The organism is Lacihabitans sp. LS3-19 (genome assembly GCF_024343575.1).
In the GTDB taxonomy this organism is placed as follows: Bacteria; Bacteroidota; Bacteroidia; order Cytophagales; family Spirosomataceae; genus Leadbetterella.
On the sequence record NZ_RJUA01000010.1, the window covers coordinates 93,798 to 109,780 of the forward strand.

Consider the following 15,983-nt stretch of genomic DNA (forward strand, 5'->3'; position numbering starts at 1 on the left):
TAAATTTTATATGATTAGGGGATCACTTCAGAAAATCGCGTGTGTTGAGGTAGGGAATAGCAATGCCATAATAGTTGTTAATAACTTTTATGGTTTCATTTGCTATTATCACATTACCCAAAACTGTCGGAGACATGCCATCTTCTGCAAAAAACATCGCTTTGGAAATTTTCAAATTATCAACACTAAATAATCTTTCTTCATAGGCTCTAATAAAAATATCCTCAATATCGACAAAAGCAAAATTCATGTATTCTGCCAACATTCGAGTTTGTTTGTTCATTCGCTCATTTCTTTGTTGAGGTCGTGTACTCCCAAAAATCTGCTTATTATTTGAGATATATGGTTTTATATTCATATTCACGTTTTTACCCATCAGTGAATCTAACGCTTGATAAGGGTAGAGATATTTAATGTCAGACTCTAACAATCCTGTCTTTTGATAAATAGCTAATTGCTTTTTAACATCCTCAACCTTAAAGAGGTCTGCCACGGCCGGTAAATAACTAGGTGCTGGAAAATTATAAATTACACCTTTTAAACCTTTTCGCTTTTTTATTTCTATCAGAAAATTAGCGTGCTCGCTGTAATTAGGAAACATACCCCCGCCCCCTCTTTCATCTCTGTAAGTAGTCATGTCTCCATTAAAGTATTTATTACCTGTTTGAATGCCTAGATAACCAGTATAACCAAGATTACTACAATCTAAAATAAAATCAAACTTTTCTTTTAGCACTCTTTTGTCATATCGCTCATTGTTAAATAGTCTTTTGTAAATAGGCTCGCTGTCATTATGCCTGATACCCCCAAAATACTCCGGAAATTCAAAACCCGAGAAAGTATTTAAACTAAAGTTATCAATACGTCCACCCTTGAAAGGCTTTAATTTAATTTTACCATTGGCATCAATATTTTCAATTGCCAAATTGTTGGTAGCGGTTTTAAACTTTGGCAAAGGCCCTCCTGTTATATTCTCATTGGTTTTGAGGCTAGTGCCAAAACCATTGTAATCAGCATTGTCAAAATAAGGCTGATAGAAATCAATACCCATTTGCAAAGCTATCAAGTTTGGGAATGAGGTACTAAGGTTTTCATTGTTGTACCCTCCATTTCTTACTCCAGCAGCTAAACTTCCACCTACCACTACCATTCTAAGTGGTTTCCCTTTTAAGTCAGGGTCTTCTATATCTTTCTTTAATCTATCAATTACATTTTTGTCTTGATTTTTTTTATTCAATTTCCAATCCTTAAATGTGGCAATTGTATCCCCAACATTAAGGCCAACTATACCTAATCGTTGCGGTATTATTATATTATCCTTTCTGGTTTTAACAGTATCTCCATCAATAATACTGAAATTCAAATCTACTAGATTTGTAGGCTCCAAAATCTCTTTTGGGTTGCAACTCAGCATTAGGCTGGCTGCCAATAATGTAGTAATCATAATTTTTGTTCTCATTAGATTTTAAAAGTTTAAAATGTTTCTAATGGTCACATATTTCATAGTGTAGCTTTTAAAGAGAGGCAATGTGTGTTTCTCGGTAAAGGCTGTGGCTGTGATTTACGCAACGGTAATTTACGGTATCAAAATCAATAACGTAAAAATAAGCATCCTTAAGGTGTTTTTTTCAATTGATGCCCCAAATTGAAAAAAAAAAAAAAACCATAATCCTAATATTTATCTAAATATATTTTACAACATGATGAATATCAGTTTTTTATAATTGATTTATATCAAGCTACGATAAAGAGATTCTTTGTAATTGAAGTAAAAATATCACAAAACAAGAAGCTTTAACTCACCACAAAACTTAAAATTATTTTTATTGATTAAAAACATTTCTTCATTTATCGGAATCTTTACAATTTTCGAGAATTGTCCAAAACTAAAATATAAATCCCCGATATTTGTATAAAAATAAGCAAACCAATATATTCCAAATGAATTTTCTTCAACATTTAAAAAGTTCAAACGAGTCAAAACCTTTAACCTCAATCTTGGTTTTAGCAGCTATACTATTGTGCTCTATAGTTTTGGCCCAGATTTTGGGAGCTGGAATTATGATAATAATGGCAGGAATAAATTTGGACAACATTGGAAACATGATGGAGATTTTAATGGAATCAAAACGCGGCTGGTGGACAATGATGGTGGCCCAAGGTGTATCTTCTGTTTTCTCGTTTATAGTGCCAGGTTTGTTGTTTTGGTATGCGGTAGAAAAGAAAACCTTTGGTGATTTGAGTTTCAGAAAACTCCCACCCGTTTATATTTTCGGGCTGGTAATTGTTATTCAGCTATTGTTTAGTCCTTTTAGCGGTTTCCTACAAAGTATGAACGAAAAAATGGCCTTACCTTCGGCATTTAAAGGCCTAGAAGAAATCATGAAAAGCCTAGAAGAAAGTGCAAAAGTTTTGACTGAATTTTTAACAAAATTTGATACCAATCTAGAACTTTTCTCTGCCTTAATAGTAATCGCTTTAACCGCAGGAATAGGTGAAGAGTTGATATTTAGAGGTTTAATTCAAAGGAAATTATTACTAATTACAAACAATCCGCAGGCAGCCATTTGGATAGCAGCGGCAATATTCAGTGCCATTCATTTTCAGTTTTATGGTTTTTTCCCACGTTTGTTTTTGGGTGCTTTGATGGGCTATTTGTATTATTATTCTGGCAATATCTGGGTGCCTATTTTTGCACATATATTTAACAATGGCCTTGCGGTTGTACTCATGCATTTGGTAAATCAAAAGAAAATAGCTCCCGAAATTGAAAAGTTAGATACAGTTCCCATGCCATATTTGATTTTGTCTTCAGTGCTTTGTGCTGGACTTTTATATGTTTTCAAAAAACAAACTGAGCAGGTAGAATTGTCATGAAAACTATTATAGATGGCTATCCATATATTTCGTTTTCGATTGAGCCTCAATCCTCTGCTGTTCAAGCAAGGAATTCTCAGGATTTTTTAGAATCTTTAAGTAAAAGAAGGTCAGTAAGAGAATTTTCCGACAAAGAAGTACCTTTAGAAGTCATTGAAAATATTATTAAAACCGCAGCAACAGCTCCTTCTGGTGCCAACAAACAGCCTTGGACATTTTGTTTAATTTCAGACAAAGAGCTTAAGAAAAAAATAAAAGAAGCCGCCGAACAAGAAGAAAAAGAAAGCTATGAGAGCAGAATGAGCGAGGATTGGATAGAAGACCTCAAGCCTCTTGGCACAGATTGGCAAAAGCCCTTTCTTGAAACCGCACCATATTTGATTGTAATCTTCAAAAGAATATACGAAATAGACGAAAACGGTAATAAGAGAAACAATTATTATGTACAAGAAAGTGTTGGTATAGCTGCTGGTTTACTTATTGCGGCAATACATAATGCAGGTTTGGCAACCCTAACTCATACGCCTAGCCCTATGAATTTTCTATCTAAATTATTAGATAGACCAGCAAATGAAAAACCATTTTTATTACTACCAATAGGTTATCCTGCCGACGAATGTTGGGTACCAGATATAAATAAGAAGGCTTTTGAAGAAATTTACAAAAAATACTGAGTGCTTAATTATTCAGCTCTATATCGTTTCCATTTAGATCCAAGAAATGATACTCAACCATTCCCAATGAAGAATCTTTGATTAAGTTTATCCATTTTTTATATTTAAAGAACCACTTCATTTGTCTCGAAATCAAGCCTTCTTTATAATATGCATAAATAAATGGATGGAGAATAATACTGATTTTAGGCTCGTTTTGTTTGGTTAACAAATACTCCAAATTATTCTCGATTAAGTCCGTCACCGCAATACTTGCTTGGATTGTACCTGTTCCGCTGCATGTAGGGCAAGTCTCTCTTGTCACGACGTTCATCTCAGGTCTTACTCGCTGGCGAGTAATCTGCGAGAGTCCAAACTTAGAAATTGGCAGAACTGTATATTTAGACCTGTCGGTCTTCATTTCGTCTTTGAGAGCTTCGTGTACATCACGTTTGTTCTCAACTTTTTTCATGTCTATAAAATCCACCACCACTATGCCACCCATGTCTCTAAGGCGTAATTGGCGAGCGATTTCTACAGCTGCTTCCTTGTTTACACTTAAAGCCGTAGCTTCTTGATCAACTTCAGAGGTTGATTTATTGCCACTGTTTACATCTATTACATGTAAAGCTTCTGTATGCTCAATTATCAAATAACCACCACTAGGCAGACTTACAGATCTTCCAAAAAGCGATTTAAGCTGTTTTTCTATTCCGTAATGTTCAAAAACTTTGGTCTTGCCAGAGTGTAGTTTTAATATCTTTTCTTTTTGAGGTGCTATGTTTTGCAACAAAGTCCTCATACTGTCAAATGCCTCTTTGGTATCAACCACGATTGAATCAAAGTCGTCATTCAGCATATCTCTCAAAATAGACGCTGCACGATCCATTTCAGAAACAATCCTATCGCGAGGTTTGGCGTTTTTGAGAAGTTTTAGTCCATTTTCCCATTTTTCAAGACAATTTTCCAAATCTCTTTGCAAATCCACAACCTCTTTGTTTTCGGCAACAGTTCTTACTATCACTCCAAAGTTTTCAGGTTTCACAGAAGACATCAATTTATGCAATCTTTGTCTTTCTTGTTTGCTCGTGATTTTTTTAGAAATATTGATTGAATTGCTAAAAGGTACCAAAACTATGTATCGACCTGCAATAGAAATATCGCAAGACAATCTAGGGCCCTTTGAAGAAATTGGCTCTTTAACTACTTGAACAAGAATAGGTTGATTTTTAGAAAGAACATCAACAATTTTACCAAGCTTATCAATTTGAGGCTCCATCTGGAAGTTTTTCAACTTCAAACTGACAGGCCTTTTGGCGATAATGTCTTTGGTATACTTATTTAGCGATTGGATATTTGGACTAAGATCATGGTAATGCAAAAAAGCATCTTTTTCATAACCTATATCAATAAAAGCGGCGTTAAGTCCTGACACTACTTTCTTAACTGTCCCAAAATAAATATCTCCAACCGAAAACTGATGTTCGGTTTCGTCAAAATGGTATTCGATTAGCCTTTTGTCTTGACATAAAGCTATTCGGTCACCTTTAGGTGTGGCTGAAATATATAATTCGTTGCTCAAAATTGAGTAAGAATTAAAAGTTTAAAAAAAATATTATTGTTCAAAATTCAATGGCATGTAGTAATTAACACATGTGCATAATCTGCCAAAACAATTGGCAATAGGGTGTAAAGAACAAAAAAGTAAGCAGAATAAACATATCTGCTTACTTAAATGTATTTACGAAGAAGAATTATTTCTTCTTGTGACGGTTTTTCCTAAGACGTTTTTTCCTCTTATGTGTTGCCATCTTATGTCTCTTTCTCTTTTTTCCGCAAGGCATAGCTCTATAAATTTATATAATATTGTAAAATTCTTTTTTTTCGAACCGCAAAGATAGTAATTACTTTAAACTATTCAAAGTTTTTGCTATTTCATCTTTCATAACTTGGTCAATATCTAATGCAATTACTTGATTAAGAATGGCTTTCGCTTCATCTTTTTTCCCCAATTCAATATAGCTATAGGCCAAGCCTAATTTGGCATTTACGTTGTTGGGATCTATCTGAAGTACATTAGAAAACCTCACAGCTGCTTTATCGTATTGATTAGATTGCATTGACAAACCTCCTAAACTCATAATAGCTGGAATGTATTTAGGCTCTTGGTCTAAAACCTCCCTCAACATGCCTATGGCTTTCATTGGATTATCAGACCCAACATAACTCATTGCTAGATTTGTTTTTGCATGTAGATTGCCAGCCTCTAGTTTTAAAACCTCATTATAGCACGCTCTTGTTTTTTCTACCAATTTCTCAAGATTCTCTGGACTGATAGCCAAATTAAAACCCTGAAAATAAGCGTCCGCAGCATTAGACCAATTATTTACCGAAGGTGTAGTTTTTGCTATTTTCTCAAAATAATAACCTGCACTATCAAAGACAGACTCTTTAATATACAAGTTTGCAATTTCGCTAAATGCTTCTAATTGACCTTTCGGAGATTGGGCTTTCTGTTGTAAACTTTCAAGAAGTGCCTCTGACTCAGGGCTTAAATGATGAGCAACCTCTTTAGATGAAGGTTCTTTTTGATTTTGTTGAACGGTTTGATCAATATCTTTAACCACAGACTTTGGTCTTGTAAATAAAAAAGCAAATGCTCCAATACTTAACAAAACTAAAATTAATAAATGCTTTTTCTTGTTCAAACCGTTCAACATCAAATTATTTAACGTTAGTTTTTACTTCTTCAACAAACTCTTTTGAAGGTTTAAAACTTGGGATAAAATGAGCTGGTACTGTTACAGTAGTTTTTTGAGAAATGTTACGAGCTTTTTTCTCTGCTCTTTTTTTGTTTACAAAACTTCCAAATCCTCTTACATAAATAGCTTCCCCACTTGATAAACTCTCTTTAACTGTTTGGAAAAACGCCTCAACAGTAATAGAAGTGACAGCTTTATCAACACCTGTTTTGTCTGAAATAATAGAAATAACCTCTGCTTTCGTCACGATTTATAAAATTTATTGTTAAAAAAATTAATATTAAGTTAAATGAATTTAGATTTAGGACTGCAAAGATAGAAGATAGTTGAGAATTCTCACAAAATGTTTTATCTTTTTTTTTATAATTTATTAGTTACTAAGCAGTTAAGACGACTTTTTCATACTTAAAAAAAACGAATAAAAAAAATGTTTGGAGAAAAAATTATCTCTTGGTATTTGACAAATAAAAGAGATTTGCCTTGGAGAAATACCCACAACCCATATTTTATTTGGCTTTCGGAGATTATTTTGCAACAAACCCGAGTAAGCCAGGGATTGCCATATTATGAGAAATTTGTGGAAAAGTATCCAACTATTGAAGATTTGGCAAATGCAGAAGAAGAAGAAGTTCTTAGACTTTGGCAAGGTCTCGGATATTATTCTCGTGGAAGAAACCTTCATAAAACTTCAATTTTCATACAAAACGAACTTAATGGTAAGTTTCCTGAGAGTTTCAAAGAGCTTCAAAAACTAAAAGGAGTAGGTAAATATACAGCTGCCGCAATAGCCTCCTTTGCTTATAACGAAACTGTTCCTGCCATAGATGGAAATGCACTCAGGGTGATTTCGAGGTATTTTGAGATTTTCGAGCCTATTGACAACATAAAAACGCAAAACCGAATTTTTGATACTTCTTTAGGCTTAATACCAAAAAACCAAGCAGGCTTGTACAATCAGGCGGTGATGGAACTTGGAGCTACTATATGCTTACCAAAAAAAACGCAGTGTAATAATTGCCCTGTAAGACTTGAATGTTTGGCTTTTACCAACAAAACAGTAGAGCAAATTCCGATTAAGGAGAAAAAAATTAAAGTTACAGAAAGGACACTCGATTATATCATAATAGAATTTGAAGATAGATATTGGCTAAAAAAAAGAGGGGAAAAAGATATATGGGCGAATATGTATGACTTTTTTCTGGATGAAGGAAATATTCAAAACTTCCTGGAAAAACACCAGATTAAAGATTTTAAATTGAAAACTCACCAACCTTTTCAACATCTTTTGACACATCAAAAGCTTATAGTAAATTTTACGATGATTCAATGTAGTGAACAACCTACTATTGAAGGAGGTGAATTTTATGAATTAGAAACAATCAAAAACCTCCCAAAACCTAAAATAATAGCAGATTTTTTTGAGAAAACTATTTGAATTAAATCTTTTCTATTTTAAGGATTTTAAATTCAGTTCGGCGGTTTCTTGCGTGTTCGGCTTCTGTACATTGTACGCCATCAGAGCATGCATTCAAGGGCTCTGACTCGCCTTTACCAATTGCCTTTACTCTTGATTTATCAATTCCTTTGGATGTGATGTATTTAAATACTTCTTTGGCCCTACTTTCTGAAAGCCTCAAATTAGAAAATGAATTGCCACGAGTGTCGGTATGGGAAGAAATTTCAATTACCATATTAGGATACTTCTTAAGGGTAGCAACAAGGTTATCCAAATCTCTTTTTGCATTTTCTCTAATTTTAAAGGCATCCGATTCATAATAAATATTTTCTAGTTTTATTACATCTCCAACTTTAAAGAGTTTAGTGTCAAAAAGGTTGAGGGTATTTAAAGGCTTTTTGACTTTTTTGCCAAATAAAGTCTTTCTGATTGATTTTTCTATAATTTCAGAACTTGTACCAAAGTCGTCTTTAGATGCAATTAGTTCATAATCACACTCAGGGTCACGTTTAAATTCATAGCTTCCGTCTTTTTTGGTGTACATTTCTTGAATTTCGCCTGTGCATTTATTAATAAACTTGACTTTTACCGCTGCAATTGGACCTCCCTCCTCACCACCTGTTATTACACCTCTGAAAACATTTAATGTTCCACCTGTGGATCTTTTCTGAATAAGCTCTCTTTGTTTTTTGGGTGCTTCAGTTTTGACTAAGGCTTCCACTTTTTTCACTTCTTGTTTTAGATAAACATTTAAAGTGCTCGGCTCAAAATCCGATGCATCGGCATTTGAAAAATTGAGAACTTGTTCTTCGTAGCCCTCCTTTTTAAATTCAAACTTGAAGTCGTTGTCAGCTTCTAAACACAACTTAATAGAACCAGAGTTGTTAGTTGTAGCATTTTCTGTAATAATATTATTACTTACTTTTGAGTATTCAAAAACCATTACTCCTAAAGACTTCTTCGTTTCTTTATCAAATACATTTACGATTAAATCTCTACAGCCATATTTTGGTCCTACTCTATTGAACTTATAAATATCATCGTCAGAACCTCCTCTTTTTCTATTACTGCTAAAATATCCTAATGATCTTTCTCTGTCTGTAATAATACCAAAATCATCATTGTTAGAGTTTAAAGGTGCACCAAGATTTCTAACTATTCCAGTTGGCTTTCCTGTTTTGGTATCAGTAGCGATATTAAACATATCGAGATCTCCGAGACCAGGCAAACCATCAGATGAAAAATACAAGGTTCCTCCTTCATCTATAAATGGAAACATTTCATTGCCAACAGTGTTAACCTTTCCACCAAGATTTTCAGGTTTGGACCAAATGCCATTTATTAATCTAGAGACGTACAAGTCAGTACCACCATATCCACCGGGCATATCTGAAACAAAATACAAAAGATTGTCTGTGGAATTCACACTTGGATGACCACATGAATATTTATCATCGTTAAAGTCAAGTTCTTTTATATTTCCCCAATCTGAACCTTTCCTTTCAGCATAATAAAGTTTAAGACGCGTAATGTCTTCTTTTTTGTTATTGTTAAAAATTCCACCACCTACAGAAGTTCCATTTCTAGTAAAAATAATTTTTGTTGCTTTATCGTAAAAAGTACAAGGTCCTTCGTGATATTTACTGTTGAGTTTTTTACTAAAACTTTTTATTTCTATCACAGAATTTTCTTCATAATTTTTACTTCCATTTATCAAATCGCTGCCTTGATGAGCGATGGTATTTGCATCATTTGATGTAGGAGGGGTATAGTAATCGTTACCTAACTTTTCGGTTTTAGGTTTGATTTTAGGTGATTCAGAAGATTGACCTCCCGAACCTAAAGCTGCATTGTTATTTTCTTCTTTCGAAATAACCTTCAAATCTTCTAAATAATATAAATCTAGAAAAGAAGAATTATCCCATTTAAAAACTCTTTTAACAGAATTACTTTTATTTCGGCTAGACACAAAAACCAAGCCATCTTTGTAAAAAGTTGGGCTAAATTCAGGACTATCGGTATTTAATCCTACATACTCAATTCTATAACTTTCTGCATTCCGTATTAGTGGATCAAGGTTGGCATAAAGTTTACTAAACTGAGCTCCTCTTTTATCATGTTCTTGAAGCTCTGTATACTTTGTCCAAATTTTTGAAGATTCTTGGTGTTTCCCATTACTACTTAAGACTTGAGCATATCTCTGAAAAGCCTTTATTTCATCACCTTTAAGTGTTGGATTGTTGCTTAGTACTTCTTCATAGTATTTTTCAGCATTTTTATAATCTTTTACGAAATAATATGCCTCAGCTAGATTAAGCTTAACTTTTTGAATCTCTTCAGGACTTAGACCTTTAGATTTTTTCAAAACATTATCATAAAGTTCTATCGCATTTGCATAAGACAAACTTTTGGTACTCGTCTCTGCTTTTTTCAATATCTTCGATGTGCTCTGAGAAAAGCCCAAAGTGATATTAAAGCAAAAAAACAAAACTAAAAAGTTTTTGAAATGCATTTTGAGAATTAACGGTAATTATGTTAAAGGAAAAAAACACAAAAATCATGCCTTTCCTACTAAAACGAAAAAATGCCACCATTTATTAAATGGCGACATTTTCGTTTTTTTCCTGCAAATTAGCGAGCTACTGTTATAAATCCTGTTCTGACTTTAGCCTGATCTTTTACTTTCACAGAGTAATAATATGTACCATCTGGAACTCCTTCTGGTCCAAACCTCATTCCTGTATTTGAAGTACCATCCCAAATCAACTTTTGATTGACAATTGATGATTGACCTTCAAACTTCCAAATTAAATGACCCCATCTGTTATAAAGTTCAAACAGTTCAACATCTACTCCGTCTGGTACTAATGATTCGAATTTATCATTTTCACCATCGTCATTCGGAGAGAATCCTCCTGGAACTTCAATCAGATCAACCAGATTGATTGCCACTGTGGTATCCTTCGGTATTCTAAATATTGTCGGATTACTTGACAATGGTATTATTTGAGTACCTGCATTAGACTTATCACTTACCTGAGTTCCTCCTGTTGAAGTCCCATAAGCATAAATATTATTGAAGTAAGGACCATAGTTTTTACCATATTTAAGTTGTACTGTGAATATCACAGTGTCTACTTTCCCAGCAGCCAATTTAGCTGAAGTATCTGGTAAGGTAACTCTAAAGTCTGTATCTCCATCAAATGCCACGTTCTTTTTCAAAGTACTGCTAGTAGAGATTGTAGGCTGACCTTCAACAGTAAACTGAATAGAATCAGGGAATGTATTACTCAAACTATCCACCAAGTAAACATTGGTCAACATACTAGATCCGATGTTTTTAACTAGAGCCATATACTTAACTTCGTAAGTAAAGTTGTCTACAAAAGATGAGTCGATAATACTTAGAGAAGCAGCAATGCCTACTTGAGTAGAATCGATACCGAAAGTAATCTTGGTTGGCTCATCGTTATCATTCGGATTTCCATTACCATCTGGGTCAACGTTTGTTCCATTTGTTGAAACATCTTCCACATTTTGAGTTCCAAAAGCGAATACTTTAGAAGTATTGAAGAACTCAGATTTAGTGGCATTTGTAATGTCGACTTTTACAGAGAAGTTTACTTTAAGTGTTTTACCAACACCTATTTGACTTAATGAATCTATCAACAATGCAGTGTTACTACCTCTACCTGTGTAATTTGGATTAACTTTAAGACCAGCATCAGCCGATACTAAAATTGTGTCATCAAGTATTTGAACTCCACTACCAAATGTTACACCCAAATCATCTACTAGTTTAACTTTAGTCAAATTGGTAGAGCCCATGTTTACAACATTAAATGTAAATGGTACTTCATACTTGTTATCAGAAATCTTAGTGATTGTTCCAACACTCTTGCTCAGACCAATAAGGTCAGATGCAGAAACATCATTAATTACATACACACTTGTATTATTTGATAACACATTGTCAATCTGATCCACTGCATAAAGCTCCGCTTTGTTTTCAATTTTTCCAGCCGCAGTAACTTTAGCTCTATATGTTATTTTAACACTATCCGTATTATTAAGAGAAGGTACATTTGCCATAATAGCCCCATTCTCAAAAGTAGCGTTAGAACTTACTACATCAATTACCAATCCTGGAGGAAGAATATCTCTCACTTTCAGGTTAGTAGCAGTGGTAGGTTTAAGATTCTTAACAATAACTGTATAGTTTACAAAACTATTTACAGGAACAATTAAAGAATCGGCCTTTTTCATCAGCTGAATATCAACGTATTTAGTAGTATCTGGCTTAATTCCTCCGTCACAAGCATCAATTTTAACTTTAACAAGAGTAGCATCACTATAACATCCATACTTACTTCTTTCGAATAAATAATAGTTACCAGCAGTAGCCATTCCTGGGGTTGTAATCAATGTTGAATTTGGAGAATTCGAAATATGGAATTCGAAAGTTCCATCTGCTGAGGTAGGATTTCCAAGAATCGCATTATTCAAATCTACAGTTTCAAATGGACAGCTATTATTAATTTCTGCAAGAGCAGTAGGTTTAGCCACAGTAGAACCAACTGATACCGAAACAACATTAGATGTTAAGCTTTCACATGTTCCTCCAATAGATTTACATGTTGCAGTATAACTATAAGTACCAGCCGTAGTAGGTGTAACTGTTAACACCGAACCTGTTTGTCCATTATTCCAAACAACTGTTCCAGCACATCCTTGGGCAGTAATAACTATTGCTTCTCCTAAACAAACTGTAGAAGTTTTACAAGAGATAAACGGCTTGTTCGGTAAACCAATATTGATACAAAGTGTATCCGACTTTTCACTGATACAAGTTCCAATTACACAAACTGCAGTATACTTACTTGTTTCGGTAGGTTTAACTTCAACAGAGTGTCCAATCATGCCATTTGACCATTTGATTTCACCTTCACACTCATAAGCTCTAAGCGTAACCGACTCTCCTACACAAATGATATCGGTTGCACAGGCTACTATTGGTTTAGTAGCTTTTTGAACTTTAATCTGGATTGTATTAGAAATAGGACTTACACAACTATCGTTTTTACATATCGCTGTATAAGAAGTAGAAACTACAGGCTTAACTACAATTGAACTTCCAGTTTTACCGTTAGACCACACTATGGTATTGTTGGTACAACCAGTAGCTGTTAAAGTAATATCTTCTGGATCACAAACTACAGTTTTAGAAGCTGAGATAACTACTGCAGTCAAATTACATCCTCCTGTTTCACATCCCGTAGTTTTTATTTCTACACTTACAGGTTGTGACATTGGACTTGTTCCACAAGAGTTTGTACACTTCACAGTATAAGTACCTGCCGTTTTCACAACAATTGAATTACCGTTTGCACCTGTACTCCAGGTAGCTGTTCCGCTGCATCCATCTGTAGTGAGAATTGCTGAATCACCAGAACAAATCTTAATAGCAGAAGCTGTAATGATTGGAGCAGAAGGTGCCCCACCTACAGTAATAACAATTGGATCTGACTGAATACTCACTCCACAAGTATTTGTACAACTTGCAGTATATGAACCAGCAGTTTTTACATAAATAATTGTTCCTGTTTTTCCATTGCTCCAATTAATAGTTCCACTACAAACATCAGCAGTTAATTTTGCGGAATCAGATCCACAAATACTTGTCTTGTTTGCAGTAATAGAAGGAGGGGATGGTTTTCCTCCAGTTTCAATTTTCACAATATTAGAAGCTAAACTTAATCCACATGAGTTTTTACACTTAGCTGTATAACTTCCAGCTCCTACTTGAATCATGTCTCCAGTTTGTCCATTACTCCATTCAACTGTGCCTACACAACCTACGGCAACTAATCTTGCTTTTTCAGTATCACAAACATTTACTCTATCAGTAGTGATTAAAGGAGCATTTGGTATGCCACCAGTTGTAATTTTCACAATATTACTATTGCCACTTTCACCACAAGAATTTGTACAAGTTGCAGCATAATCTCCAGCTTGTGTAATTGTTATTGAAGCTCCAGTTTTATCATTAGACCAAGTTATTGTTCCTTCACAATTTATCGCTGTAAGGATGATACTCTCAGTTCCACAAATTTCGGTTTTAGATGCTGTAATGGTAGGTGCACTTGGCAAATTACCAGTTCCTATCGTAATCGAATTAGATGCTCCGGATGTTCCACAACTTGTTGTACATGTTGCAGTGTAAGTTCCAGCTCCAACTTCTTTAGTAGTTCCAACTCCACCACCTGACCATGTTATTGTACCTCCTGTACAGCCTGTTGCAGTCAATGTAGCTTTATCTGTTCCACAAACCGAAGTTTTGTTTGAAGAAATTACTGGTGCTGTTGGTGCTGTTCCTCCAGTTATAGTAACTGAATTAGAATTACCTGATGTTCCACAACTTGTTGTACATGTAGCAGTGTAAGTTCCAGCTCCGACTTCTTTCGAAGTGCCTACTCCACCACCTGACCAAGTTATTGTACCTCCTGTACAACCTGTGGTAGTCAATGTAGCTTTATCAGTTCCACAAACTTCTGTTTTATTCGAAGTAATGACTGGTGCTGTTGGTGCTGTTCCTCCAGTAATTGTAACTGAATTAGAATTTCCTGATGTTCCACAACTTGTTGTACATGTAGCAGTGTAAGTTCCAGCTCCGACTTCTTTCGAAGTGCCTACTCCACCACCTGACCAAGTGATTGTACCTCCTGTACATCCTGTGGCAGTCAAAGTAGCTTTATTTGTACCACAAACTTCTGTTTTATTCGAAGTAATTACTGGTGCCGTTGGTGCTGTACCTCCAGTTATAGTAACTGAATTAGAATTACCTGATGTTCCACAACTTGTTGTACATGTAGCAGTGTAAGTTCCAGCTCCGACTTCTTTCGAAGTGCCTACTCCACCACCAGACCAAGTGATTGTACCTCCTGTACATCCTGTGGCAGTCAAAGTAGCTTTATTTGTACCACAAACTTCTGTTTTATTCGAAGTAATTACTGGTGCCGTTGGTGCTGTACCTCCAGTTATAGTAACTGAATTAGAATTACCTGATGTTCCACAACTTGTTGTACATGTAGCAGTGTAAGTTCCAGCTCCGACTTCTTTCGAAGTGCCTACTCCACCACCAGACCAAGTGATTGTACCTCCTGTACATCCTGTGGCAGTCAAAGTAGCTTTATTTGTACCACAAACTTCTGTTTTATTCGAAGTAATTACTGGTGCCGTTGGTGCTGTACCTCCAGTTATAGTAACTGAATTAGAATTACCTGATGTTCCACAACTTGTTGTACATGTAGCAGTGTAAGTTCCAGCTCCGACTTCTTTCGAAGTGCCTACTCCACCACCAGACCAAGTGATTGTACCTCCTGTACATCCTGTGGCAGTCAAAGTAGCTTTATTTGTACCACAAACTTCTGTTTTATTCGAAGTAATTACTGGTGCCGTTGGTGCTGTACCTCCAGTTATAGTAACTGAATTAGAATTACCTGATGTTCCACAACTTGTTGTACATGTAGCAGTGTAAGTTCCAGCTCCGACTTCTTTCGAAGTGCCTACTCCACCACCAGACCAAGTGATTGTACCTCCTGTACATCCTGTGGCAGTCAAAGTAGCTTTATTTGTACCACAAACTTCTGTTTTATTCGAAGTAATTACTGGTGCCGTTGGTGCTGTACCTCCAGTTATAGTAACTGAATTAGAATTACCTGATGTTCCACAACTTGTTGTACATGTAGCAGTGTAAGTTCCAGCTCCGACTTCTTTCGAAGTGCCTACTCCACCACCAGACCAAGTGATTGTACCTCCTGTACATCCTGTGGCAGTCAAAGTAGCTTTATTTGTACCACAAACTTCTGTTTTATTCGAAGTAATTACTGGTGCCGTTGGTGCTGTACCTCCAGTTATAGTAACTGAATTAGAATTACCTGATGTTCCACAACTTGTTGTACATGTAGCAGTGTAAGTTCCAGCTCCGACTTCTTTCGAAGTGCCTACTCCACCACCAGACCAAGTGATTGTACCTCCTGTACATCCTGTGGCAGTCAAAGTAGCTTTATTTGTACCACAAACTTCTGTTTTATTCGAAGTAATTACTGGTGCCGTTGGTGCTGTACCTCCAGTTATAGTAACTGAATTAGAATTACCTGATGTTCCACAACTTGTTGTACATGTAGCAGTGTAAGTTCCAGCTCCGACTTCTTTCGAAGTGCCTACTCCACCACC

Annotated in this window: 9 protein-coding genes; 3 read left to right on the forward strand and 6 right to left on the reverse strand. The window is 35.3% G+C overall.

The window, feature by feature from the left end; genetic code table 11:
• Positions 1 to 22 precede the first annotated feature (22 nt).
• Complete coding sequence (locus EGI22_RS10165) at positions 23 to 1,459, reverse strand: hypothetical protein (RefSeq protein WP_255068209.1); 1,437 nt, start codon at positions 1,457 to 1,459, stop codon at positions 23 to 25.
• A 482-nt stretch (positions 1,460 to 1,941) separates the two neighbouring features.
• Between EGI22_RS10165 and EGI22_RS10170 the strand changes: the two genes are divergently transcribed.
• The gene (locus EGI22_RS10170; protein ID WP_255068210.1) at positions 1,942 to 2,877 is read left to right on the forward strand and encodes a CPBP family intramembrane glutamic endopeptidase; all 936 of its coding nucleotides are present in this window, start codon (positions 1,942 to 1,944) and stop codon (positions 2,875 to 2,877) included.
• Entirely contained in the window at positions 2,874 to 3,551 is a 678-nt protein-coding gene (locus tag EGI22_RS10175) for a nitroreductase family protein (protein ID WP_255068211.1), read from the forward strand. Before EGI22_RS10170 ends, EGI22_RS10175 begins: the two co-directional genes overlap by 4 nt.
• 4 nt (positions 3,552 to 3,555) lie before the next feature.
• On the opposite strand, the gene EGI22_RS10180 is transcribed toward EGI22_RS10175, so the two are convergent.
• The 3 genes from EGI22_RS10180 to EGI22_RS10190 form a co-directional block, all read right to left on the reverse strand.
• Positions 3,556 to 5,112, reverse strand: a complete 1,557-nt coding sequence (locus EGI22_RS10180) for an Rne/Rng family ribonuclease (RefSeq protein WP_255068212.1) — start codon at positions 5,110 to 5,112, stop codon at positions 3,556 to 3,558.
• Between the two features lie 322 nt (positions 5,113 to 5,434).
• A complete protein-coding gene (locus tag EGI22_RS10185) occupies positions 5,435 to 6,238 on the reverse strand; it encodes a lipopolysaccharide assembly protein LapB (RefSeq protein ID WP_255068213.1) in 804 nt (267 codons plus the stop codon).
• A 16-nt stretch (positions 6,239 to 6,254) separates the two neighbouring features.
• Positions 6,255 to 6,539: an HU family DNA-binding protein gene (locus tag EGI22_RS10190; RefSeq protein ID WP_255068214.1), complete on the reverse strand. Its 285-nt coding sequence runs from the start codon at positions 6,537 to 6,539 to the stop codon at positions 6,255 to 6,257.
• Positions 6,540 to 6,719: 180 nt separating this feature from the next.
• On the opposite strand from EGI22_RS10190, the gene mutY reads away from it, so the two are divergent.
• Entirely contained in the window at positions 6,720 to 7,727 is a 1,008-nt protein-coding gene (mutY, locus tag EGI22_RS10195) for an A/G-specific adenine glycosylase (RefSeq protein WP_255068215.1), read from the forward strand.
• A 1-nt stretch (position 7,728) separates the two neighbouring features.
• Here the strand turns inward: mutY and EGI22_RS10200 are convergent, their stop codons facing one another.
• Together EGI22_RS10200 and EGI22_RS10205 are read right to left on the reverse strand one after the other, a co-directional pair.
• Positions 7,729 to 10,260, reverse strand: coding sequence for an OmpA family protein (locus EGI22_RS10200; protein ID WP_255068216.1), 2,532 nt, complete (start codon positions 10,258 to 10,260; stop codon positions 7,729 to 7,731).
• A gap of 119 nt (positions 10,261 to 10,379) precedes the next feature.
• On the reverse strand, positions 10,380 to 15,983 hold a 5,604-nt coding region (locus tag EGI22_RS10205), incomplete at its 5' end, for a gliding motility-associated C-terminal domain-containing protein (protein ID WP_255068217.1).